This is a genomic window from Shewanella psychrophila, assembly GCF_002005305.1.
In the GTDB taxonomy this organism is placed as follows: domain Bacteria; phylum Pseudomonadota; class Gammaproteobacteria; order Enterobacterales; family Shewanellaceae; genus Shewanella; species Shewanella psychrophila.
Genome location: NZ_CP014782.1, coordinates 3,910,203 through 3,932,301 on the forward strand (window position 1 = coordinate 3,910,203; position 22,099 = coordinate 3,932,301).

General features: G+C 42.2%; 16 protein-coding genes and 3 pseudogenes. 9 read left to right on the forward strand and 10 right to left on the reverse strand.

The annotated features are described in order from the left end of the window. Nucleotides 1-29: 29 nt before the first annotated feature. Complete coding sequence (locus tag sps_RS16745; RefSeq protein ID WP_077753556.1) at nt 30-425, reverse strand: hypothetical protein; 396 nt, start codon at nt 423-425, stop codon at nt 30-32. Between the two features lie 618 nt (nt 426-1,043). Between sps_RS16745 and ltrA the strand changes: the two genes are divergently transcribed. Beyond that, a complete protein-coding gene (gene ltrA / locus sps_RS16750; protein WP_077753557.1) occupies nt 1,044-2,384 on the forward strand; it encodes a group II intron reverse transcriptase/maturase in 1,341 nt (446 codons plus the stop codon). Between the two features lie 129 nt (nt 2,385-2,513). On the opposite strand, the gene sps_RS16755 is transcribed toward ltrA, so the two are convergent. Next, nucleotides 2,514-2,837 carry a barstar family protein gene (locus sps_RS16755; RefSeq protein WP_077755734.1) on the reverse strand — a complete coding sequence of 108 codons (324 nt, stop codon included), beginning with the start codon at nt 2,835-2,837 and terminating at the stop codon, nt 2,514-2,516. 330 nt (nt 2,838-3,167) lie between these two features. Here sps_RS16755 and sps_RS16760 point away from each other — a divergent pair, with 330 nt between their 5' ends. After that, nucleotides 3,168-4,124, forward strand: a complete 957-nt coding sequence (locus tag sps_RS16760; RefSeq protein ID WP_077753558.1) for an integron integrase — start codon at nt 3,168-3,170, stop codon at nt 4,122-4,124. 342 nt (nt 4,125-4,466) lie between these two features. Here sps_RS16760 and sps_RS16765 read toward each other — a convergent pair whose 3' ends face one another. Together sps_RS16765 and sps_RS16770 are read right to left on the reverse strand one after the other, a co-directional pair. Continuing rightward, entirely contained in the window at nt 4,467-5,732 is a 1,266-nt protein-coding gene (locus sps_RS16765) for an NAD(P)/FAD-dependent oxidoreductase (protein WP_077753559.1), read from the reverse strand. A gap of 33 nt (nt 5,733-5,765) precedes the next feature. Next, nucleotides 5,766-6,806, reverse strand: coding sequence for a proline racemase family protein (locus sps_RS16770; protein WP_077753560.1), 1,041 nt, complete (start codon nt 6,804-6,806; stop codon nt 5,766-5,768). A gap of 202 nt (nt 6,807-7,008) precedes the next feature. Here sps_RS16770 and sps_RS16775 point away from each other — a divergent pair, with 202 nt between their 5' ends. The 6 genes and pseudogenes from sps_RS16775 (at nt 7,009) to sps_RS16805 (ending at nt 13,969) form a co-directional block, all read left to right on the forward strand. Beyond that, the gene (locus tag sps_RS16775; protein WP_077753561.1) at nt 7,009-7,923 is read left to right on the forward strand and encodes a dihydrodipicolinate synthase family protein; all 915 of its coding nucleotides are present in this window, start codon (nt 7,009-7,011) and stop codon (nt 7,921-7,923) included. A gap of 137 nt (nt 7,924-8,060) precedes the next feature. Beyond that, complete coding sequence (locus sps_RS16780; protein ID WP_077753562.1) at nt 8,061-9,062, forward strand: 4-hydroxyproline epimerase; 1,002 nt, start codon at nt 8,061-8,063, stop codon at nt 9,060-9,062. Nucleotides 9,063-9,128: 66 nt separating this feature from the next. Continuing rightward, complete coding sequence (locus tag sps_RS16785; protein WP_077753563.1) at nt 9,129-10,694, forward strand: aldehyde dehydrogenase (NADP(+)); 1,566 nt, start codon at nt 9,129-9,131, stop codon at nt 10,692-10,694. Between the two features lie 117 nt (nt 10,695-10,811). Further along, on the forward strand, nt 10,812-11,483 hold the full coding sequence (locus sps_RS16790) for a GntR family transcriptional regulator (protein ID WP_077753564.1): 672 nt from the start codon (nt 10,812-10,814) through the stop codon (nt 11,481-11,483). Between the two features lie 93 nt (nt 11,484-11,576). Further along, on the forward strand, nt 11,577-12,641 hold the full coding sequence (locus tag sps_RS16795; protein ID WP_077755735.1) for a ketoacyl-ACP synthase III: 1,065 nt from the start codon (nt 11,577-11,579) through the stop codon (nt 12,639-12,641). Between the two features lie 321 nt (nt 12,642-12,962). After that, nucleotides 12,963-13,969 (forward strand): annotated as a pseudogene (locus sps_RS16805) (IS630 family transposase). An 11-nt stretch (nt 13,970-13,980) separates the two neighbouring features. Here sps_RS16805 and sps_RS16810 read toward each other — a convergent pair. Further along, nucleotides 13,981-14,380: pseudogene (locus sps_RS16810) on the reverse strand (IS6 family transposase); the annotation flags it as partial. A gap of 116 nt (nt 14,381-14,496) precedes the next feature. After that, a complete protein-coding gene (locus sps_RS16815) occupies nt 14,497-15,837 on the reverse strand; it encodes a sphingomyelin phosphodiesterase (protein WP_077753566.1) in 1,341 nt (446 codons plus the stop codon). 468 nt (nt 15,838-16,305) lie between these two features. On the opposite strand from sps_RS16815, the gene sps_RS16820 reads away from it, so the two are divergent. Then, nucleotides 16,306-18,165, forward strand: coding sequence for a M4 family metallopeptidase (locus tag sps_RS16820; protein WP_077753567.1), 1,860 nt, complete (start codon nt 16,306-16,308; stop codon nt 18,163-18,165). Between the two features lie 203 nt (nt 18,166-18,368). Here the strand turns inward: sps_RS16820 and sps_RS16825 are convergent. The 4 genes and pseudogenes from sps_RS16825 to sps_RS16840 form a co-directional block, all read right to left on the reverse strand. Next, nucleotides 18,369-19,251, reverse strand: a pseudogene (locus tag sps_RS16825) (IS5 family transposase). A 216-nt stretch (nt 19,252-19,467) separates the two neighbouring features. Continuing rightward, on the reverse strand, nt 19,468-20,436 hold the full coding sequence (locus sps_RS16830) for a hypothetical protein (RefSeq protein WP_077753568.1): 969 nt from the start codon (nt 20,434-20,436) through the stop codon (nt 19,468-19,470). A gap of 363 nt (nt 20,437-20,799) precedes the next feature. Beyond that, a complete protein-coding gene (locus sps_RS16835; RefSeq protein ID WP_169915796.1) occupies nt 20,800-21,234 on the reverse strand; it encodes an META domain-containing protein in 435 nt (144 codons plus the stop codon). 35 nt (nt 21,235-21,269) lie between these two features. Then, nucleotides 21,270-22,022: a hypothetical protein gene (locus sps_RS16840; RefSeq protein ID WP_179948381.1), complete on the reverse strand. Its 753-nt coding sequence runs from the start codon at nt 22,020-22,022 to the stop codon at nt 21,270-21,272. Nucleotides 22,023-22,099 lie beyond the last annotated feature (77 nt).

Sequence of the window (22,099 nt, forward strand, 5' to 3'; positions counted from 1 at the left end):
CGGCCTATCCTTATTTGTTATGTGCCTGATTACTTATGGCGCCCTTGATGATCCCATAAAATAAATTTTTGGTTAATTGAACACCCCATAGCATCAATTAATTCTTTATTATTGAATTCAGGAAGAGTTTGTAAACGAGTGAGTAATTCATTTACCCCAGTAGCTTCGCTTGGGTAAGTAATAAATTTTTCATCGGTAGCTAAATGCCACCAAACATCTTCAACAAAGGGACCTTCATCTGTCGTTTCAAGTAACACTCCTACAAGAGAGCTCCACGCAATTGATTCAGGTTCTTTTTCTGGCCAGTGAACCCATACATTTAAATCATCAAACCAGACCTTAACGGCTGCATAGGGACTTGTGATTTTCTTTGCAGATTCGTTAGTCTTTTCACGCTTGAATAGGTTAAAAAAACGATTGAACAAAATACAACTCCTTGGCACATAACGCCTTGCTAAGCGGATAAAAATGGTTGGTTAAAATCGCGAAGCGATAACCAACTGTTTTTATTCCGTTTAAGCAACTTGTGTACGCCCAGCATGGGCATGAACTAATGAGGTGAAAGTCCTCTGTAGGAAGGTCACCGTTAAATAACGTGCTGTTATTAAACGTTAACTACTAGCGAATGGCAAGGGCTTATCCGCGAGGCTTGGTCTGAAGGAAGCCGCTAGCAAATTTGCGAGCTGATGAACAAGAACATCATATGAGGCGTAGGCTAGAGGTGAGTTGGCACAAGACGACGAAACCACGTGATCTAATGGCCACCGTAAATGATGCAGCAGTGCAAAGAAAGTTCATGTTCTTATCTGGGGAGATCTGTCTAACCCGCGATCGGTCATTAACCAGTAAGGCTCTGGTTTATAAGTGCCTTGGCTTTTCAACTTCATCGATTGAAAGGAGCGAACCAGATGAAAACCGATAGCGCATGACGGGGCAACTCGGCATGTGATTAAGCAGAAGTCAGCAGACGGCATAGTAGCCCAACGCCCATCGTAATGGTTGGGATATGGTGAAGGCCTGAACATTTAGAAGAAGGAGGAGTCTTGTCAAACTTGTCGATACCCACTACGTCGCCAGACGATTACTATCAGCAGCGTATTGACTTGCAACCTGCCTTCAACAGCGATCTATTTCATCAATTACTCGAACCTGAAAATCTACACCGAGCTTGGCGGCAAGTTAAAGCAAATAAAGGCGCGGCAGGCATCGATGGCATGACCATCGAAGCTTTCCCGCTCTGGATGCAACAAGGCGGCTGGCAACGGTGTAAAACTCAACTTGAGCAGGGTGAGTATCAACCCTCAGCGGTCAGACGCGTGGAGATCGATAAACCCGATGGCGGTAAACGTAAATTGGGGATCCCTAACGTCATTGACCGGGTGATACAACAGGCTATTGCTCAAATACTCACTCCGCTGTTTGACCCATTCTTCTCGGCTAACAGCTTTGGCTTTAGGCCGAACAGAAATGCCAAACAAGCGGTACTGCAAGTAAGGGATATCATCAAACAGAAACGCAAATTTGCCGTTGATGTTGATCTGTCTAAGTTCTTTGATCGAGTTAATCATGATCTCTTGATGACTCAGCTGAGGAACAAGGTGCAGGATAAGCGTCTGTTGGCGCTTATTGGTAAATACTTACGTGCAGGTGTGATGGTCAATGACCAGTTTGAAGCCAGTTTCGAAGGCGTGCCTCAAGGTGGTCCACTCTCGCCATTATTATCAAACATTATGTTGGATAGTCTGGATAAAGAGCTGGAAAGCCGAGGGCATCAATTCGCCCGCTACGCGGACGACTTTATCATCTTGGTTAAATCCATTCGAGCGGGTGAACGGGTACTCATGAGCATTACTCGCTACCTTGCCACTAAGCTAAAACTGGTTGTTAATGAACAGAAAAGCCAAGTGGTTAAGGTAGGTCAAAGCAAGTTCCTAGGGTTTACATTTAACCGAGGAAAGATCCAGTGGCACACTAAAACGTTGCATGTTTTCAAACAAAAGATGAGACGACTTACAAACCGAAATTGGGGCGTGAGTATGGGTTATCAGCTGTTTAAAGTGCGGCAATACATGCAAGGCTGGCTCAACTACTTTGGCATCGCTAACGCTTATCAAGGGTGTGTCGACTTAGACCATTGGATCCGCCGTCGCGTACGTATGTGCTACTGGCGCCAGTGGCGAAAACCACGAACTAAGGTGCAAAACTTACTTAAACGTGGCGTCAGGATCCAAGCTGCTGTTGCATGTGGGATCACAAGTAAAGGCCCATGGCGAAGTTCGAAAACACCAGGGATACAGCAAGCATTGAGTAATGATTATCTTAAGAGAGCAGGACTATATTCACTGAGAGATGGATGGATCGCAGTTCATTATTGTAATAAATAACTAACCAGAGAGTTTAGGTTAGGCGTTCTAAGTGAACCGCCCTGTGCGGAGCCGCATGCAGGGTGGTGTGGGGGCTGGAGGCTAGACACCTCCGGCTACCCGATTAGCACTTCTCTCACCATTAACTTACTATTCATCCTCGAATTCTATACCTTCTCCCGAGGGACTATCTTGATAAAATATGACCTGTCGTTCTGGAAATTCATTTTCATAGTCTTTCAGACACTTTACAAACCCATGATGAACCTCAGGGAGAAAACTCTTTAAAGCAGCCATTCCTTCAACTTTTAATTTCCTAGGCATAGCTAATTGATCATCATCAGTGATGCAGTCCCAGAAAGCATCTAGGTTAAAACCATAGTAGCCAGGAAAATTAAGTTTCTTGGCCACATACTCATGGAATGTTTCTTCATCCATGATTCCTGACATATCTATGAGTAATTCTTCATTCATCGTATTGAGTGCTAACAGTATATTAGGCTGAATTCCGAATAAGAACATACAGCCAAGTTGTTTTTATGTTAACAAGTTAACCCAAAACAATCACAAGTTCAATGCCTTACGAAGTTAGAGTCTGCAATTTCGCTAACACCTCTTATGGTGAAAACCAGAATTTGCTTATTTGTGATGTGTTTCGATTTAACTGTAAGGGATACTTGCCTGTAAACAGTTGCTTAGCAGCTCTTAGCTTTAGAGAGCCTTCCTTTTCCCCCCATAATAGTGGCGAAAATGTACAACTACCATTATAACTGTATAAATAAACAGTGATCGTGAGGTGAGGCTATGTCATCAGCTTTTATAGAGTCGATTCGGCAGGTGTTAAGGACTAAACATTACAGTTTAAGAACTGAGAAAAGTTATCTGTATTGGGTACGTTACTTCATTAGGTTTCATCAGTATATGCATCCAAAGAATATGCAAGGCTGTCATATCGAGCAATTTCTTACGTTTCTTGGGAGTGATCGTGGTGTCAGCGCAGCAACACAAAACCAAGCATTGTGTGCATTAGTATTTATGTTCAAACATGTACTCTGTATGGAGTTTGAAGGTTTAAAGTATGGCTATGCCAAAAAACCAAAGAACTTACCAACAGTATTGACTCCTAAAGAAGTGTCATCAGTATTAGCAAGCCTTACCAACCCGTATTGGCTAGTGACTTCAATATTATATGGTTGTGGTCTAAGACTACGGGAGGCTTTAACTCTAAGGGTTCAAAATGTGAATATTGATGAACAGTCTCTGTTCATTTTTAGGGGGAAAGGGGCAAAAGACCGATATACACTGTTACCTCAACAACTTAATCAGCCATTGCAGCAACAAATACAATGGGTAAAGCAGATTCATGAGAAAGACTTAAGCAATGGAAATGGCCACACTTCGGTCCCTTCTGCTTTGCATAGAAAGTACAGAGCAGTATTAAAAGACTTAAGTTGGCAATACCTGTTTCCATCAACAACCACTTGCTGCCACCCCATTGACGGGTATATTTGTCGGCATCATATTCATGAATCAAGTTTTTCGAAAAACCTGAGAAAGGCAGTGGTGAAAAGTAGTGTTAAAAAAAGAGTGACAGCCCACACATTCCGTCATTCATTTGCCACGCAACTGTTGGCTCAAGGCAGTGATATTCGAACCGTTCAAGAACTATTAGGGCATAAAGATCTGCGGACGACAGAGATATACACACATGTGCTTGGTCAAAATAGAGCAGGGACAATAAGCCCATTTGATCGTTTATGAGATAAGTGAAATTCTGGGTCAGGTCTTGTATTTTTCCCCTCACATGAGCATAAATCGAAGAAATAAACTTATCTTGTAAATCAGCCAGTGTAGATACGGCTGCGAGCTTCCAAAACACAGATGTTTTGGCAGAGCTCACAAGGATGTGCTTGCGGCGACTCGTAGAAGTATCCGCACAATCCTCGCCGGGCAGGCGTTAGGTTACAATGAAAGGGCGACCTTCAAATTACTACTCCAGAACAAAGTAGCAAAATGCCCCCAAACAATGTATTAAGACTTCATTCGAAGACAAGTAAACTTTATTGAAAAAGCCTGACTTCTCGAGGCTAAATGCAAGCAGAGCTAGCTAAACCTGTCGATGCGATAATCACTCAGATCAATTGCAGTCTGCTTACCTGACATCTCTTGGCTGACCAGCTTAGCGGTAATGCCTGACCAGGTTAGTCCTAGGTGCTGATGACCAAAAGAGAAGAACACATTTTTATGTTTTTCACTGCGCCCAAGCACCGGAAGACTATCGGGCATCGAAGGTCTGAACCCCATCCAGCGCTCACCATCTGCGGCTGTTGCCTCGGCAAATAACTCAGGTAGCAAGGCCTTGCCGTGTGGAAACAAACAATCGGCGCGAGCTTCGACTAACGGCGCCTTAAGCCCTCCGAATTCCACCGTACCCGCGAGCCGCGTACCATCTAACATAGGAGTGATGATAAATTTACGATTGTAAGAAGCGACTGGGCGAGAGAGTGTGCTCTTGTGCGGCATCATCAGATGATATCCACGCTCAGTTTCCAGCGGCACACGGTAACCTAGCTGTTTGGCAAAAGGCTTAGACCAGGCACCTGAAGCAATGAGCAATTTTTTTGACTCTATTGACTCACCTGAACTAAGACGCAGTGAAACATTATCTTCATCGGCAGAGGAAGCAATTATCTCACTAACTTCATCGGTGAGCAGCTCCCCACCCAAAGCAACAAACTTATCGGCGAAGGCTTTACATAAGCCATAGGGGTCACTGGTGTGGCCGACATGAGTAAAATATAAGCCATGGGTAATAGTGCCACTCAGGCAAGGTTCGAGTCGTCTGACTTCATCCCCGGTTAGCAGTCTTACTTTCACCCCAGCGTTAGCATAGTGATCATATTCCTTGGTGACCTCCTCAATGGGTGTACTTTCGAATACCAGCAAGCTGCCATTGAGTATCATTAGCTCAGTGCAATCACAAAAATCGGTTAATTCATTCAAAGCTCCAATCGAGCTTTGATTCAATCGCTTGATCGCCTGACTGTTATGCGCCCTTTTACCTGGCAGCATATTGGCTAAAAATCGCATAAACCAAGGCAAGGCTTTCAAAAAATATTTAGGCTGGATGCGAAATGGCCCTAGAGGATCGAGCAACATACCTGGCAACTTAGGTAGCATGCCTGGGTCGGCTAAGGGAAACACCTGCTCTGTGGCAAAATGTCCGGCATTACCTTTAGATGCGCCGGCCGCTATTCCCTCTTTATCTACAATGCTCACTTTAAAGCCGGCTCGTTGCAGCTCAATCCCGGTCGCTAAGCCTATAATCCCAGCGCCTACGATAGTTACACTATTTGTGTTATCACTCATTTCTTATCACCGTGTCTGTTAAGCAAGCATGGTCTAACGCAACATAAAGCCGTTTTGAAACTGATCATCGGGATCTATGATGAACTGGTGTCGACCGGTAATATATGAACGACCTGAGACTTGTGGGATCACAGCTTGCTTGCCAAAAAACTCTGTTTCATTGGTGGCACTGACAATCATCCTACCATCGACAATACTCTCTATCATCAGCTCTTGTTTAAGCTCCACCTCCCCCTTGGCATATAGAAGCGCTATACGGCCGGCGACCCCAGTGCCAGTAGGCGACCTGTCGACCTCGCCATCGGCAAAAATACACACATGGCGAGAGTGGGCCTGCTTGTCGGTGACTTTTTTAGAGGTGAAGATGGTGCCATAGAGAAAACTTAAATCTTCTTCAATAGGATGCACTAATAGATGTGTAGCCATCACAGCTTGCTTGATACGCCGACCCATATCGATGAGTTGCGCTACATTGTCTTGACCACATGAGATCCCATGGGCATCTGCATCCACATAGGCATAATAAGCACCGCCAAAACCTATATCATAGTTAACCCTGCCGAATCCTTCGACCATCACAGTGCAAGCTAAAGACTCGGCCCAGGAATCAACATTTAGGAAACTCGCATGTATTTTTCCTTGGCTATCTCGACTCGCTTTAGCTGTAATGAGTCCAGCGGGTGCATCTATTTTAATCATTCTGGACTCAGCTCCCAAAAATATCGCCTCAGTTTCACAAGCCACCTTAACTAAAGCCAAGATGCCATGACCACACATGCTGCTATAACCTTCATTATGTAAAAACAAGACGCCGAAATCGGCTCCTTCCGTTACAGGCCGCGTAATAAGCGCGCCATACATATCCGCATGCCCTCTTGGTTCATGCATCAACAAGGTACGGTACCTGTCCAGATGGCGAGTTACATATTGACGCATCTCAAGTATGGTTTCTCCTTCTATCTCGGGATAACCTGAGGTAATGATCCTCAGAGGCTCACCTTCTGTGTGGGCATCGATTGTTATGAATTGTTGACAGTTTTCTAATAATTCGGCGGGGAGGTGATTCAAATGCATGGCTACTCCTTCCTTATAATTTGTATGCAATATATAGTATTTGATAACAACAAAGATAATTAAAATCTCACAGGGGCTTTTATTCCCCAAGAAATTGTATACAATATACTATAACTTTTCGGAACAAGCCAAATTAGAATACGTTTTTCCGGTTAATTACATCTTTTATATAAAGCATAACTAGCGCATAGAGGTCCTAAACATGAAAGTAAATTGGCAAGGTGTTTTCCCAGCAATCTCGACACAATTTAACGATGACGGTTCAATTAACTATGAATCAAATGCCCGCATGCTCGAAGATCTCATCAGAGATGGTATCGACGGCATCATCGCTTTAGGCACTATTGGTGAAAACGCTTCACTCAGCCCACAAGAAAAGCGCGACTTTATCAAGCACACAGTAGAAACCGTTAAAGGCCGTATCTTGGTGCTATCAGGTTGTACTGAAAACACAGCTGAACAAGCCTGTCTCTATGCTCAAGATGTTGAAAAACTTGGCGTAGACGGTCTAATGCTATTGCCTGCTATGGTTTACCGCGGCACCGACCGTGAAGTTGTGGCTCATTATCAGACAGTGGCTCGCTCGACTCAGCTACCTATCATGATTTACAACAACCCCGTTAGTTATGGCATAGACATCAGCTTAGAAATGACAGCGATTCTTGCAGAAGAAGAAAATATCGTTGCCATTAAAGAATCAACAACCGATACACGTCGCTTAACTGAGCTACAAAGCCGCTTCGGCGAACGTTTCAGCATCCTTTGTGGCGTCGATGATATCGCCTTGGAAAGCATCTTATTGGGCGCAACGGGTTGGATCTCTGGCCTGACTAACGTATTCCCACGTGAGTCGGTGACTCTATTTAAACTGGCACGTGCCGGTCGCATCGAAGAAGCACGCGAGATCTACCGCTGGTTCATGCCGCTACTCAGATTAGACACGATTCCAACGTTAGTGCAGTGCATCAAGTTTGCCGAACAGATACTTGAACGTGGTAATGAGAATGTCCGCATGCCACGCATGACCTTGATTGGTGATGAGCGCGCCTATGTTGAAAAAGTAATTAAAGAAGCGATGGACTCACGCATCAATCTAGACAAGTACAACCTAGATTAATTTTCGCACTCGTACTCATACGACTAAAAATCGTTAAATATCGATGACCCCTGGTGACTTTGATTGACTCAAATCAAAGTCACCATTATCAAATAAGAATTAAGGGTCTAGATTGAAGGAAACGGAGTAAAGTATAGATGTTAAAAGGCACTTACTTTTGCGTCGATGCTCATACATGTGGAAACCCTGTACGCTTGGTCACCAGTGGCCATCCGGATCTTCAGGGAAGCACAATGAGCGAAAAACGCCAGCACTTTCTCAAAGAATATGATTGGATCCGTAAAGGCTTGATGTTCGAACCAAGAGGCCACGATATGATGTCGGGGGCTTTTTTGTATCCGCCATGCAGTGATAACGCCGACGCGTCAATCTTGTTTATCGAAACCAGTGGCTGCCTGCCCATGTGTGGACACGGCACCATAGGCACTATCACAGCGGCTATAGAATCCGGCTTGTTAATGGCAAAAGAGCCTGGGAAGCTCATCATAGATGTGCCCGCTGGACAGATAAATATCGAATATCAGCAAACCAGTGAGAAAGTCGATTGGGTCAAGATCTACAATGTCCCCGCATACCTTGCCCATCAAGATGTGATCTTAGATATTCCGGAGCTTGGCCCACTCAAGATCGATGTCTCATACGGCGGTAACTATTATGTCATCGTCGAACCACAAGCCAATTTCCCCGGATTAAGACAATGGACCGCCGCCGATATTCTCAGGTGGAGCCCCATCGTCCGCCAAATAGCCCATGAGCAGTTAGCTTGTGTACATCCTGACGATCCAACCGTCTCTGGCGTCTCCCATGTTTTATGGACAGGCGAAACCATCAGTGAAGGATCAGATGGGGCCAATGCGGTGTTTTATGGCGACAAGGCCATAGACAGATCCCCTTGCGGGACCGGCACCAGTGCTCGCTTAGCTCAACTGTATGCCAAGGGTAAATTAAACGTTGGCGACAAATATACCCACGAGAGCATCATAGGCAGTCAATTTGTCGGCTGCATCGAATCGTCCACTTTCGTTGGGGGATACAGAGGGATCATGCCAAGTATCCAGGGCTGGGCCAGAATCACCGGCCAAAACTCAATAACCATAGATGACAGTGACCCATACGCCTTTGGCTTTCAAGTTACTTAACCTCATAACTTAAGATCAGTTTGTTTCTGGATACATATCTAAGGAGCAAACCTAATAGGGAACAATATGACAGACTCAGTTACTGCAAAAATTACTGGCCAACATTTTATCAACGGCGCATGGACTGGTGAAGCGAATGCATTTAATAGCTTAGATCCCGTCGAAAATGCCAAGCTAGACTGGCAATTTGCCAGTGCGAGTCAACGCGATATCGATAATGCGGCTAAATCGGCCAAATCGGCATTTGTCCAATACAGAGCCAAAACACCCGCTCAAAGGGCCGACTTTCTCGATGCCATCGCAAATGAGCTAGAAGCTGGCATAGAGGCAATCACCTATGCCGCTAACCGTGAATCTGGTTTGCCTATGGCACGGGTTCAAGGCGAAACAGGCAGAACCTGTAATCAACTAAGGTTATTCGCAGGCACATTGCGTGAGCCACTGGAGCCAAAGTTTGTCGATTTAGCCAATCCTGACCGTGCCCCACTGCCAAAAGCCGACACTCGCCTAAGCGTGCTGCCCATAGGTCCTGTTGCCGTTTTTGGTGCATCAAACTTTCCACTGGCATTTTCAACCGCAGGTGGTGATACGGCATCGGCGTTAGCTGCAGGTTGTCCGGTGATCGTTAAAGGCCACCCTGCTCACCCTGCCACCAGTGAACTCGTCACCCGCGCCATAGAAAAAGCCATTATTGCCTGTGATATGCCAGCTGGCGTATTTAGCTTAGTGCAAGGCGCCGCGCCGCAAGTCTCCACAGACTTAGTGACCCACAGTGCCATTAAAGCCGTGGGCTTTACCGGTTCACTCAGGGTGGGGCGTATTTTGGCAGATCTGTGCGCCGCGCGCGGCGAGCCGATCCCTTTTTATGGCGAGTTAGGCTCAACTAATCCACAATTTTTGCTTAATAGCATGTTGTCTGCAAACGCTGAGCAGATGGCACAGACTCAGGTTCAGTCAATGATGATGGGCCATGGTCAGTTTTGTACTAGCCCAGGTGTCGTTGTGGCGGTAAAAGGTTCAGCACTCAACCGATATATCGCCACCATGGCAGAAAACATAGCAGCACTACCAGCGTCAGCCATGCTGACTCCAGGCATTGCCGCGACCTATCAAGCCCAAGTTGAGGCTTTGCTTAAAGACACCAGTGTAGAGTTAGTTGCACAAGGTCAATCGGCACAAGCAAGTCATTTAACCAAGCCAACTGCTGTACGAGTCAATGCAGATGATTACCTGACAACACCTGAACTACAGCAGGAGGTCTTTGGTCCCTGTGCAGTGATTGTTGAATGTGATGATGAAGCACAAATGCTCAACATTGCCACAGAATTGGAAGGTCAACTCACGGCAACCATTCACGGCCATGAAGCTGAGCTAGCGGAAAATCAGCAGCTGATAGAAGCAGTAGCGTTTAACGTAGGTCGTATCATCTTTAATCAGATGCCAACGGGCGTCGAGGTCTGTCATTCGATGAATCACGGTGGGCCATACCCTGCGAGCACAGATAGCCGCACAACTTCTGTAGGCAGTCAGGCCATGAAGCGCTTCGAGCGTCCAATTTGTTATCAGAATATGCCAGCATCATTGCTTCCCGATGAGCTAAAAAGCAGTTCTTCTAAAATAATCAGCTTTTAATCCTGCTTGAAATGTGGAAATAAATAAAGGGAAACACAGTTTCCCTTTATTTTAACCTGCTTTAGCGGTAATCTTAGACGGATAAAATAGAATAACGAACAGATAAAAACGGGAACTATGAGCCGATCTACACCAATTATCCATAAAACACGAACGCAAGTCGTTGTTGAGGTGCTTAGGGAAAAAATTCTTTCTGGTGATATCGCTGCCGGTGAACCCCTTCGTCAAAGTGCGCTAGCCGATGAATTAAATGTTAGTCGCATCCCAGTTCGTGAAGCCCTATTGCAACTTGAAGCCGAAGGTTTAGTCAAATTCGAGGCTCATAAAGGTGCAACGGCCACAGAGCTTTCTGTTGACCAAGTCACAGAGTTATTCGAGCTTAGAGCCCTGATTGAAACCGATCTTCTGGCTAAAGCTATTCCCAATTTGCGAGATGAGCACCTGCTTCAAGCTGAAAAAGTACTCGATGAACTCGAATCAGCATTCAAAGAAGAAGATGCTGTAGCAAGTTGGAGCGAACTCAACACCCAATTCCATACTTGCCTGTATCAGGCTGCCGATCGTCCACACACGCTAGAAGTGGTTCACGGACTCAATACTAATTGTGACCGTTACATCCGTTTACAGCTCTTGCTTGCTGGGGGTATTCCCCGTGCAGCACAAGACCACCGTGATCTGCTTACCTACTGTAGAAACAAAGATACAGACAAGGCTATCGAGCTTTTACGCGAGCACATTCTGCATGCGGCTGAAGCAATACGCGATCTAGTTGCCCAACAAGTGGAATGAGTCACAATTGGTAAGCTTAAGATACACTAAGCTTGTTAATTATGTTTGATGAGGCAGAGCTCAGGTTCTGCCTTTTTATTTGAGAGAAAGCACATGCAGTACGCCACGATCACTGGTTGGGGAAAATGCGTTCCACCAGCCACATTAACAAACCACGACCTATCCACTTTCATCGAGACTTCAGATGAGTGGATCAAATCACGTACCGGCATTAGCCAACGTCATATCAGTCATGTAAACACCTCTGAACTGGCTTCAGTTGCTGCGCAACGTGCACTTGCCGCTGCCGGTATAGAGGGCAGCGAGCTTGATATGATCATTCTTGCTACCGCCAGCCCAGATACCTTGATACCAAATATTGCCTCCACTGTTCAAGCCAATGTTGGCGCGACATGTGCAGCTTTTGATATCAATGCCGCATGTAGTGGCTTCTTGTACGGTGTAGGTTTAGGTAGTTCTCAAATCAAGAGCGGCCAATGTAAGAAAGTACTGGTTATCGGTGCTGAGCGCTTATCATTCTATTTAGATTGGTCACGTCGTGATACCGCCGTACTTTTCGGTGATGGCGCAGGAGCTGTTGTGTTAGAGGCTACTGATGAAGAAATCGGTGTTTTAGGCTACGAGCTGAGCAACGATCCAGCCGGACGCGACATACTCAAGTCACAATTTGGTACGGCTATGGACAGATTCGAAGCCTCCTCATTGGACTTCTACATTGAATTTAATGGCCAAGAAATCTTCAAACGTGCCATCGCAGGCATGGGTAAGTTAAGTACTAAGGTGCTTGAGAAGTGTGAGATATCTAAAGATGATATCGACTGGGTTATTCCTCATCAGGCCAACGAGCGTATTATCGATACCCTCATCAACCGCATGAAGATCCCGAAAGAGAAAGCCATTGTAAACATAGCTAACTATGGTAATACCTCTGCGGCAACCATACCTATCGCTATCTGTGATGCTTTAGAACAAGGCAAGATCAAGCCTGGCCAGACGATTCTCTCTTGTGCCTTCGGTGCTGGACTTACCTCGGCAGCCGCGCTAATCAAATGGGGTGACAGAGTCACACCTATCAATGAAAGCGATGCAGAATTGCCGCCCTGTGATAAAACAGGTATCGAGCTGGTAAGCAAAGCCGTTAAGCACTTCTGTGACTAACCGCTAACTTAGCCATCAGCAAGGCTTCAACGAAAAAAACCAGCCTAGGCTGGTTTTTTTGTACTGGGATGTAGGCTTTTTGGACGCGGGCTCGAGCCCCGCCGCCTCCAATTACAACAAAGGCTAACCCTTTGTCACATCTAGTGTCCACCGATTGACCATCCCGCTTTTTTACAGTCCACAATATCGATTTTAAAAGAGCCATAAGCCTCTAATGGCGACAGCGCACAGCCATGACTTCAAAAGGCACGATTCAATGTTATACCAATCGGTATAAAGACGTGATCTAATTTGGCTAGTTAATTTTAGAGATAGCTGCATATGGAAAAGCTTAAAACGACTGATTTTCGATGTCTGGCACGCCGGGAGAGCAATGCACAAAAGCGGATCCGTCTTTTAGCCTTAGCTCACTTCAGTGAAGGTCATAATCGCTCTGAGATAAGCAATATACTTAAAGGTAAGCCGTACCAGTATAGCTAAGTGGGTGAGTGATTTCTTGGAACGAGGCTTGGTTGGGCTTGAGCACAAAACATCGCCTGGTCGACCTCCCGCCTTGAGTGCTGCTCAATGTAGGCAACTTTAGGTATTTATTGAAGCTCGTAGTCTCTCAGAAACAGGCGGGAGGTTACCAGCTCATGACATTAATGAATATCTTTTTAAGAATTTTGGCATTCGTTATGAGCTATCAAGCATCTATAGAGTATTAAAAAGGCATGGCTTTTCATCTCAAAGCACCCAAAACAATCGTTAGCAGCACAAGAAGCATTGAAAAATTCCGCCTGGAAACGATCCTTCACATCTCTGGCCATATCGCTTTATCTCAAGTAGATGTCTGGTTTCAGGATGAAGCTAGGATAGGTAACAAAATACAACGACAAGTTTGTGGGCAAAAAAAGGAAGTTGTCCAAGAGTTGTTCGGCAGCAACAGTTTGTATATGCCTATGTTTTCGGTACTGTATGTCCGGCTAATGGTAATACGGAGGCACTTATCACTCCGTGGGTGGATAAAGGGATAATGCACCAACACCTCAAGCGACCCCTGCAGATCGTCATGCCGTAGTGATCATGACGGTGCAGGCTGGTATAGTAAGGAGCTAGATAATGAGTTTGATAATCTGACGATGATCAAACTCCCTCCCTACTCACCAGAACTCAACCCGATTGAACAAATTTGGGGCTGGATGAGGCAACGCCACTTAGTCAATCGCTGTTTTGCTAATGATGAGGATATTGTCGAGCAATGCTCACAAGCATTGAATAGCTTTATTAGTGACACCGATACGGTAAAAAATCTGTGCAATCGTCCATGGATAAATCTAACCAGATGATTATACCAATTGGTGTTAGGTTGTTTGTTAAGCGTGTACGGCTTCATGCAACGTTTAAGAAAAAGATAGGCTGAATGTCTATTTCGTTTTTTTTAAAATAAAAATCCAACGTTTCCCCTCGCTTATTAATAGCGCGGTACAGGTAAAACCATTGGCCTTTCACTTTGACGTAGGTTTCATTAAGTTGCCAGGATGAGTCTTTGCAGATGAACTGATACCGACGAAGCTTCTTACGTAGTGTAGGGCTATGCTCGATGAACCATCGATAGAGTGTAGTGCGATGCATGGATATTTCCCGCTCAGATAGCATGTCACAGAGGCTGGCATAACTCATTGGGGTGGATCCATACCAACGAACCAAAGGATCACTTCAGCAGCAAAGTGTTTCCATTTAAATTCAGGGTTATTCATGCTGTGACGACTCTATGAAGTAACGGGTATATTTACCAATATCTTCTATTTTTGCCCCCCCAACTCTTGTATTGAGGATGTGCTCCAGTCTAGCGATATAAAGACTTACTATACAATTAAAAGTCAAGCAATCCACTAACACTAAAATGATCTGATAAGTGCCATTTACCCCATATTTCATTGTCAACATATTGTACCAGCGATACTGTATTTGTATTTCGAATTAATTTTCGATGTCTTGCACTAACAAAAACATAATCCAGATATTCAGATGTTGCCCCTCCTGAAAATCTTTGGCCAGCATATTGATTTATACCGGGTTCAAAAGTGGCACCTATATATCCTAAATAATAAGGTTCATCGACTTCAAGCACTCTTAGCATCATCTGGTATTCCAATGGAGAGCCATTTTTATCAATGTTAAAATCCCCTATATAAATTACAGCTTCATCGTCTGGTATATTTTTTGTCAACATAAAAGCACGCATTAGGATAAGCTGAATTCGTCGTAACCTTTTTGCTGAATTAGTAGAAAATGAAGCTAGATGGGTATTAAAAACATGGTATATTTCACCGTTTTTATTAATTTTAGTATAAACAACTCCCTTATCAGCATAACAATCGGTACCTGAACAAGATTCAAATACTACTGAATCGCTTTCCAAAATTGGATAATGACTCAATGTCACTATTCCCCCGTCATACAAATTAATATTATCACCATGAATCACACCACTGGAATGAAAATATTCCATTTCTAGCTCATCAAATAAATTTTCTCTAGATCCAGAAAAAGCCTCTTGTAACGCTAGTACATCATAGCCTGAAAGATTATGGGGAAGATGACTTACACGTGCTTCAATATCTGATGAGACAGCAGGTATCATCCATAAATTATAACTTGCTATACTCAGAGTAGTATTTTTTACTTCCGAATCATTGACATAATGATCAGCAATTACAAATTCAACGTCATAAAAATTTGAGGTATACAATGCTTTCACTCCATACTGATTATGATCACCGTCTATACCATAATCGTGAATAACATATGCCTGGTAATTATTAATCATGGTTTGATTTTTGAAACCATATTCAATTGATGACCCTGTTGGATTCCCTACAATTTGTAGATGCGGTTTGGGTTCATCCTGATCAACTGTCCACTCTCCAGATTCATTCTGACGAGAAATTTCAAAATAATAGTTATAAATCCCTCCGGTCTTTAGACCATAGTAACGATTAAATTCAGCAATTAAGATCCTGCTATATGGCTGTACATCATAGGAGTGAGTATTAAATTGATTCCCTTCATTAATGATTCGATTAGATTCATAACTGAACATTATTTTTATTGGTTGATCTGTTCTATTACTAAAAAACACTGAGGTAGCTAACGAATTAGCAGAAAATAATGTAAACATAAAAAATACAGCTAAGTTAATGTATTGTCTCATTTATTTAAACCTTACCTTGTAATTATAATCTGACACCGAGTTACAATCGAAACGTTTAGGTTACATATTAAAGCCAGTATTTAACACAAATTATGCTTATAAAAAAACTACCCTTACAGACAGGTACCCTGTCTGGTTTAATACAGGAAAGAAATATAACTCATCAACTTCCCTGGCCTGCAAGTATCTGAATTCGGCTTGTTTTTACTTCTCTCATTTCATATCTGTTATTTGAATGTAAATCGACATACTATATTTCCGTGTCAATGTGAACGACACCTATACAGCCATGAACTGAGCTAGCTGATAACATAAAGCTCCATTCACTATTCGGTTCATTTTGAGTGTACTTTTATAGAACAGATAAAATATAAATTTTTATTATAACTGCCTGAATGGGCAGATACTAAAAGCTTTTATTCACTGTACTCTGACATTTAAATAACCACAACAATAGAGAGTTAGGTGATGAACCTACATAATAAATTTAAAGTGTTAATATACTTCTGTGCCATTCTACTATCAGCAGAAATCCAAGCTGCAAATATAGTAAACCTTGAATATTATCAGAATAATTCTGGTAAGTTAGAATTACTTGAATCATCATTGCCTTTAGAAGCACACAGTTATTTAGAGTTAGTTACCACTAAGATACTTCCAGACAAATCAATTAAAATGAAATACATTCAAAAATATAATGATGTATATATAAAAAACTCCATAGTTACTGTTTCCGTGACTGATAACAGTCACAATTATAATGAGATATCAGGCAACATTGTTAATCAACTTGATGGTGACCTACCTAATAAAAATGATATATTAACAATTGAAAACATCAAATCTAATGTCATAGCATCAAAGGAACTAACTCCGTCAGAAATTCAATCATTAAATGTTAAACTGTTAATTGAAGTCGATGGGGGTAATGCTGGTTACATTTATAAAATCAATTACTTAACTATCACTCCTGAAATACATCGCCCATTTATTATTTATGATGCTAGTTCGGGAGAACTTTTACGAGAATGGGATGCAATTAATAATATTAAAACAACTTCAACCGTCAACGCACACGGTATCGGAGGTAACAAAAAGACAGGGGTGTATACTTACGGTGTTGATTACCCTACATTAAAAGTATTTAAAGAGGGTGAGCTATGTCGATTGGAAAATGATAATGTTCGTACTGTTGACATGGAACATAGTTGGTCTTTAAAGAACAATGGCCGTGTTTTTAATTATCAATGTAGCGATACTTTTAATACTAATAATAACCGTTATATAAATGGTGCTTACTCGGCAATGAATGATGCGCATTACTTTGGTGGTGTTGTTTATAAAATGTATAAACAATGGGCAAACACTGCACCACTGCCATTTAAACTAATCATGCGGGTTCACTTTGGTCAAGAGTTCGAAAATGCATTTTGGGATGGAAAAGCTATGACATTTGGCGATGGGGAAAATGAATTTTACCCATTGGTAGATATTAATGTTAGTGCTCATGAAATAAGTCATGGCTTTACTGAGACAAACTCAAACCTTGAATATGTAAATCAATCAGGTGGAATTAATGAAGCTTTCTCTGATATTGCAGGTGAAGCAGCAGAATATTTCATGAAAAATAAAGTAGACTGGGCCGTAGGCTCTGACATATTTAAAGGTGAAGGTGCCTTACGATATTTCGATAATCCTACAAAGGATGGACATTCTATTGAACACGTAGATTCTTATACTGATGGAATGAATGTTCATCTAAGCAGTGGTATATTTAATAAAGCATTTTATTTGCTTGTAAATCAGCATCAGTGGTCGATAGTAAATGCATTCCAAGTATTTACACTAGCTAATCAGATCTATTGGAATGAAAATTCAACATTTGACTATGCAGCTTGTGGTGTTAAACGAGCAGCGAAAGACTTAAGTCTTGATCAACGTGCAGTTATAGATGCATTTTACCAAGTTGGAGTGAATGCTATATGCCCTATTTCTGCATCAGTGAAAGTATTGGAATCAGATGTTCCTGAGAATGAAATTGATGGTAAAAAAAATGAAGATTTCTATTTTTCTATTACAGTGCCGGAAGGGGTGAGCAAACTAGATATTAACCTTAATCGTTTGTCGGGAAGTAGTTATAACGATGCCGATCTTTATGTAAGCTACGACGAAAAACCCACATCAATCAAAGCTGATTGCAGCTCTCGCGGCTCATCGAGTGAAGAATCATGTTTTATTACAGCCCCAAAAGCAGGTATTTATCTAATTCTTGTACATGGTTACTTTGATTTTGAAGGATATTCTTTGATTGCATCAATACAAAGTTGATACTCTCCCGACAGACATGATGGGATTCTTGATCCTTGATAAGTAGATGTATATATCACAAGATCAGCACATTATTAAAGTACTGTGCTGATTTTACAATCAACTCCCATGCAAGAATTTGGAAGGTTACGTGCAATGAGTTGATCCTACAGATATTGTGGTCAAATCCAACCGGACACCTTACTTTGCAATTTTGATCGGTATTAAATCCCCCGAGCGTAATATGCAGCCTGTTTCCTCACTGCCATTCCTAGTCCTATGACTTTGTTCATAGCCTTTACACCTACCAGCGCTTCACCTACTTGAGCATTATAATTTCGTAGGCTAAATTTCGGACTAATTAGTTGCTTATATCGGTACAGCGCTGTTTCAGATAGTGACCGTAAGTGATAGTCATTTTCCTTCTTCCATTGCGCTAATTCATTATTCTTCAGGGCTCTCATTGCCTCATTCCGAGGATGCCTATCCTCCTAAAATCCAGCACTGCTTCTTGGTGGGATAGTTGGTTTTCAACCTTCACGCTGAATGAGTTTGTGACACGCCTTGGTATCGTATGTGCCATCAGCAGAAACTTATTTAATCTGTCTTCTTAACGGTTTGAGTAATGCGGGTAACACTTCATTATCGGCAACGTTAACCAGAGAGATTTCTGCTGCCACGACTTCATGCGTATTAGCATCTACTGCAAGGTGCTACTTACGCCAAGTACGACGCTTTTCTTTACCATGCTTTCGAGTCTTCCATTCTCCCTCGCCGTAAACTTTGAGGCCCGTTGAATCAATCACGACATGCGCCACTGAGCCATCACTCGGTGAGCGATATTTGATATTTACGCTCTTGGAACGTTTACTAATGCAGCTATAGCTTGGTGAAGTTAGTGGCACATCCATAAGCTGGAAAATCGAGGTAGTGAAACCTTCTAGTGCTCTCAGTGATAAGTTGAATACACCTTTAACAACCAATGCAGTTTCAATAGCAACATCAGAGTAAATTACCCGCGACCACGGCGACCGTGATGTTCAGAGCAACACCAAGAGCTAATGGCGTGCTCATCAATCCAAATGTCAAGGACCCTCGATTAATCAATGCCTTGTTCTACTGAGACCAATTGGTCATTTTACGCTTAGATTTACCCATCTTGCTGTTTACCCATAACGACCTTGGGTGATCAGATCACACGAACAGCAAAAGGTTCATTCGATTTAGGAAACAAGGCCAAATGAGACTATACAACCGGTCAAGGTAATTGTCGCTATATAGATGAAGTCATGGCTTTCATCATCATAGATCTAGCAATGGCTATCAAATAAAAAATCCTTTAAGGTTTTCAACCATATATAACTTCCAATATTCGCCTTCTTTTTTGAGCAAAATCACTTCGTGTTGCTTAACACTGTGGCCCTGTAGGTCCTCTCGTGTCTCGACAACAATGTACTTTATATCTTGATACTCAAAATCGTTAAGTACTTTCAAATAGGAAGAATTGATCGTATTCGAACCCTGAACCTTTTCCATAATACGAAGAAATGTGTTCATAAATTCTTCGTCAGTCATCATCGCAATTTCTTCAATGGTTACATCAGTACCAAACGCAATATTTTTTATAAAAATGACATTTTGACTATTTTTATCAAGCCCTTGTTCGAACAGCGCTTTCAGCTCTCGAATAGAGTCAGTGTGATAAAAATTTGCTGACTGATCAAAGCCCACCTTACTGATGAAATCTAAGTATTGAGTCACAAACACCGCCGGCTCTTGGGACAAGACTAACTCCCCTTGAATCACAACACGGACATCTTCAATAATAGCAAATGATGAGCTGTAAGGTGTAAATGTCATGTTTTTATCAGCTAACCAATTACGATAAACCCAAGAAGACTCATCGAAGCAATGCTCTGACATCTCATCTAATGCTACTCTATCCCCAATGGTCGTATTATATGCCTTTTCCCCTTCTGAATTGGTAGAATAAGTATAAACAAGTACACCAGACTGTGCGGAACCTTCCTTATAACTGACTTCACTAAACGTTGTTTTTATACAAACTCTTTCAATACTTCCTAGAGCAATTGGTAATTCTGCAAAGGCTTCAGCTTGTTCAGATAAATAACCATAAGTAAAGTTAAAATGGTCAAAATCAGGTGCTTGATACAAATTTGGTTCTTGTATAAACGTTGGTAATCCACTTTTTACATTAGGTAAGATAGTTATCGTATTACAGATTGCTGACGTGGAAAAAAACAACATTGATATTGGTATTAATTTATTCATTACGCTCTCCTTAAGATGAAAGCGGAATATATTTTATAATAAGTTTAATTTCAAGGGGGTAAAATAAATAAAACAGGTCTATACTAATTTCATTCAAAAACATTAGTATGTTAACAATCATAATTAATGCATTTATGGAGGGGGTGGTCTGTAGATGTATTGAACTCATACTTAATCTATCCCAAAAGTTCAACGAATATCGATTAACCAACTCTTTGTTGTATTGAGACCTAAGGGGGATTTTCTCCTTAGCTCTCCCAATTTTTGGATTACCACATTGGGAGGGCTGATCACACAAGCTTTAAAGGTTCAGTGGATTTAGAAAACAAGGCCCTCTACTCTCCTCCCCCTATTATTGAGTATTTAGTTGCTTTCGCTGATTTTATTGTAAGTTAGCACATTTTCACTCTCTTGGATTATCAATTGCTTTTCATCGTCTTGGTATGAAATGTTAGCACCACTTTTTAGAGTATTTAAAATCAACAGTTCTTGTAACTCACGTGTTCCAGCACAGTCCATTCTGGTGGTACTGACAGGATCAATTTCCCAAAAGTCTTGGTCAAACCAAGTAATGGTTGAGAACAGGTGATTACAACCCGTTCGGGCAAACATATTTTCTGCCGTAATATAAAGATATGCCTGATGATATGGGAGAATATCATTGATTTTAACAAGTTTCCAAGCGCCAATCACTTCTTCGTGAAGCGGAGGTAGTGGCGAACGTTCAGCGATAGCGACTGATGAAAATACAAAAATAGATAAAAAGAGTGTGAAGGCTGACAAAGATAATTTTTTCATTAGGTTACTCATAAATAATAGAAGCAAGAAAGAAGTTACCAACGGGTAAACTTGATAGAGACGGCTTGACCAAAACCAAAGCCTATGCCTCCCGCTTTAAGGTCAAAGATCTCGCCTTTTTTTCGGTCCCATACTTTGACTTCGTGATAAAATAAGCCACTAAAGTAATGGCCTTTAGTATCGAGTAGCTCGACTTGCTTTCCTTTTTCTAGTTGATCGAAATAGGTTTCATCAATATAAGATGATCCCGAAAATACGGGGACTGTGGCTATTCCGGCGAACTGTATAACCAACTCACCATAATTGCCAACAGCACAAGCAATAACTACTGCAGCACCGCCGCAGGTAGTGACACGATATTGTCGACCTGAGTCGGTTTCGAAAGCCCTTTTATAAACCATTCGCCCAAACACATTATCAATTTGAATGTGAATAGCTTCAGGCTGCGTTGCTCCCGTAATTTCCATCAATCGAGGTTGCTCTCCCTTAACGTTTGGTATCAACATGCTTTCTGTCATGAAGCGTTGTTCGGGAGTCATGATCTTAAAGCTAATACGATCGCCTCTTGTGTAAGTAATAAGATCTGAGAGAGAGTTAGGATTACTCATAACTAAACCCTCAATATCATTCCATTGCCCCCCATTAATGGAATATGAAGCCGTCATTTCCTGCTTCTTATTCTCATTGGAGAATTCTAAGCTGTTTTTTAAAAAAATAGACGAACCTATTGCAGAATTTGAGATGAACAAGGACAAGTATAATAAAATAACTTTTTCTTTTGTTGCCATAATTAGATCTTCATGTTGTTTTCTGTAGTGCTAATACAAGTAGCAAATGGAATGATAGGTGAGGATGAAATAGTGAC

Coding starts and splice junctions, on each gene's coding strand:
- sps_RS16840 (WP_179948381.1), bottom strand. CDS start 22,022: ATGGCAACAAAAGAAAAAGTTATTTTATTATACTTGTCCTTGTTCATC.
- sps_RS16790 (WP_077753564.1), top strand. CDS start 10,812: ATGAGCCGATCTACACCAATTATCCATAAAACACGAACGCAAGTCGTT.
- sps_RS16770 (WP_077753560.1), bottom strand. CDS start 6,806: ATGCATTTGAATCACCTCCCCGCCGAATTATTAGAAAACTGTCAACAA.
- sps_RS16815 (WP_077753566.1), bottom strand. CDS start 15,837: ATGAGACAATACATTAACTTAGCTGTATTTTTTATGTTTACATTATTT.
- sps_RS16830 (WP_077753568.1), bottom strand. CDS start 20,436: ATGAATAAATTAATACCAATATCAATGTTGTTTTTTTCCACGTCAGCA.
- sps_RS16795 (WP_077755735.1), top strand. CDS start 11,577: ATGCAGTACGCCACGATCACTGGTTGGGGAAAATGCGTTCCACCAGCC.
- sps_RS16780 (WP_077753562.1), top strand. CDS start 8,061: ATGTTAAAAGGCACTTACTTTTGCGTCGATGCTCATACATGTGGAAAC.
- sps_RS16820 (WP_077753567.1), top strand. CDS start 16,306: ATGAACCTACATAATAAATTTAAAGTGTTAATATACTTCTGTGCCATT.
- sps_RS16765 (WP_077753559.1), bottom strand. CDS start 5,732: ATGAGTGATAACACAAATAGTGTAACTATCGTAGGCGCTGGGATTATA.
- sps_RS16775 (WP_077753561.1), top strand. CDS start 7,009: ATGAAAGTAAATTGGCAAGGTGTTTTCCCAGCAATCTCGACACAATTT.
- sps_RS16835 (WP_169915796.1), bottom strand. CDS start 21,234: ATGAAAAAATTATCTTTGTCAGCCTTCACACTCTTTTTATCTATTTTT.
- sps_RS16760 (WP_077753558.1), top strand. CDS start 3,168: ATGTCATCAGCTTTTATAGAGTCGATTCGGCAGGTGTTAAGGACTAAA.
- sps_RS16755 (WP_077755734.1), bottom strand. CDS start 2,837: ATGAATGAAGAATTACTCATAGATATGTCAGGAATCATGGATGAAGAA.
- sps_RS16785 (WP_077753563.1), top strand. CDS start 9,129: ATGACAGACTCAGTTACTGCAAAAATTACTGGCCAACATTTTATCAAC.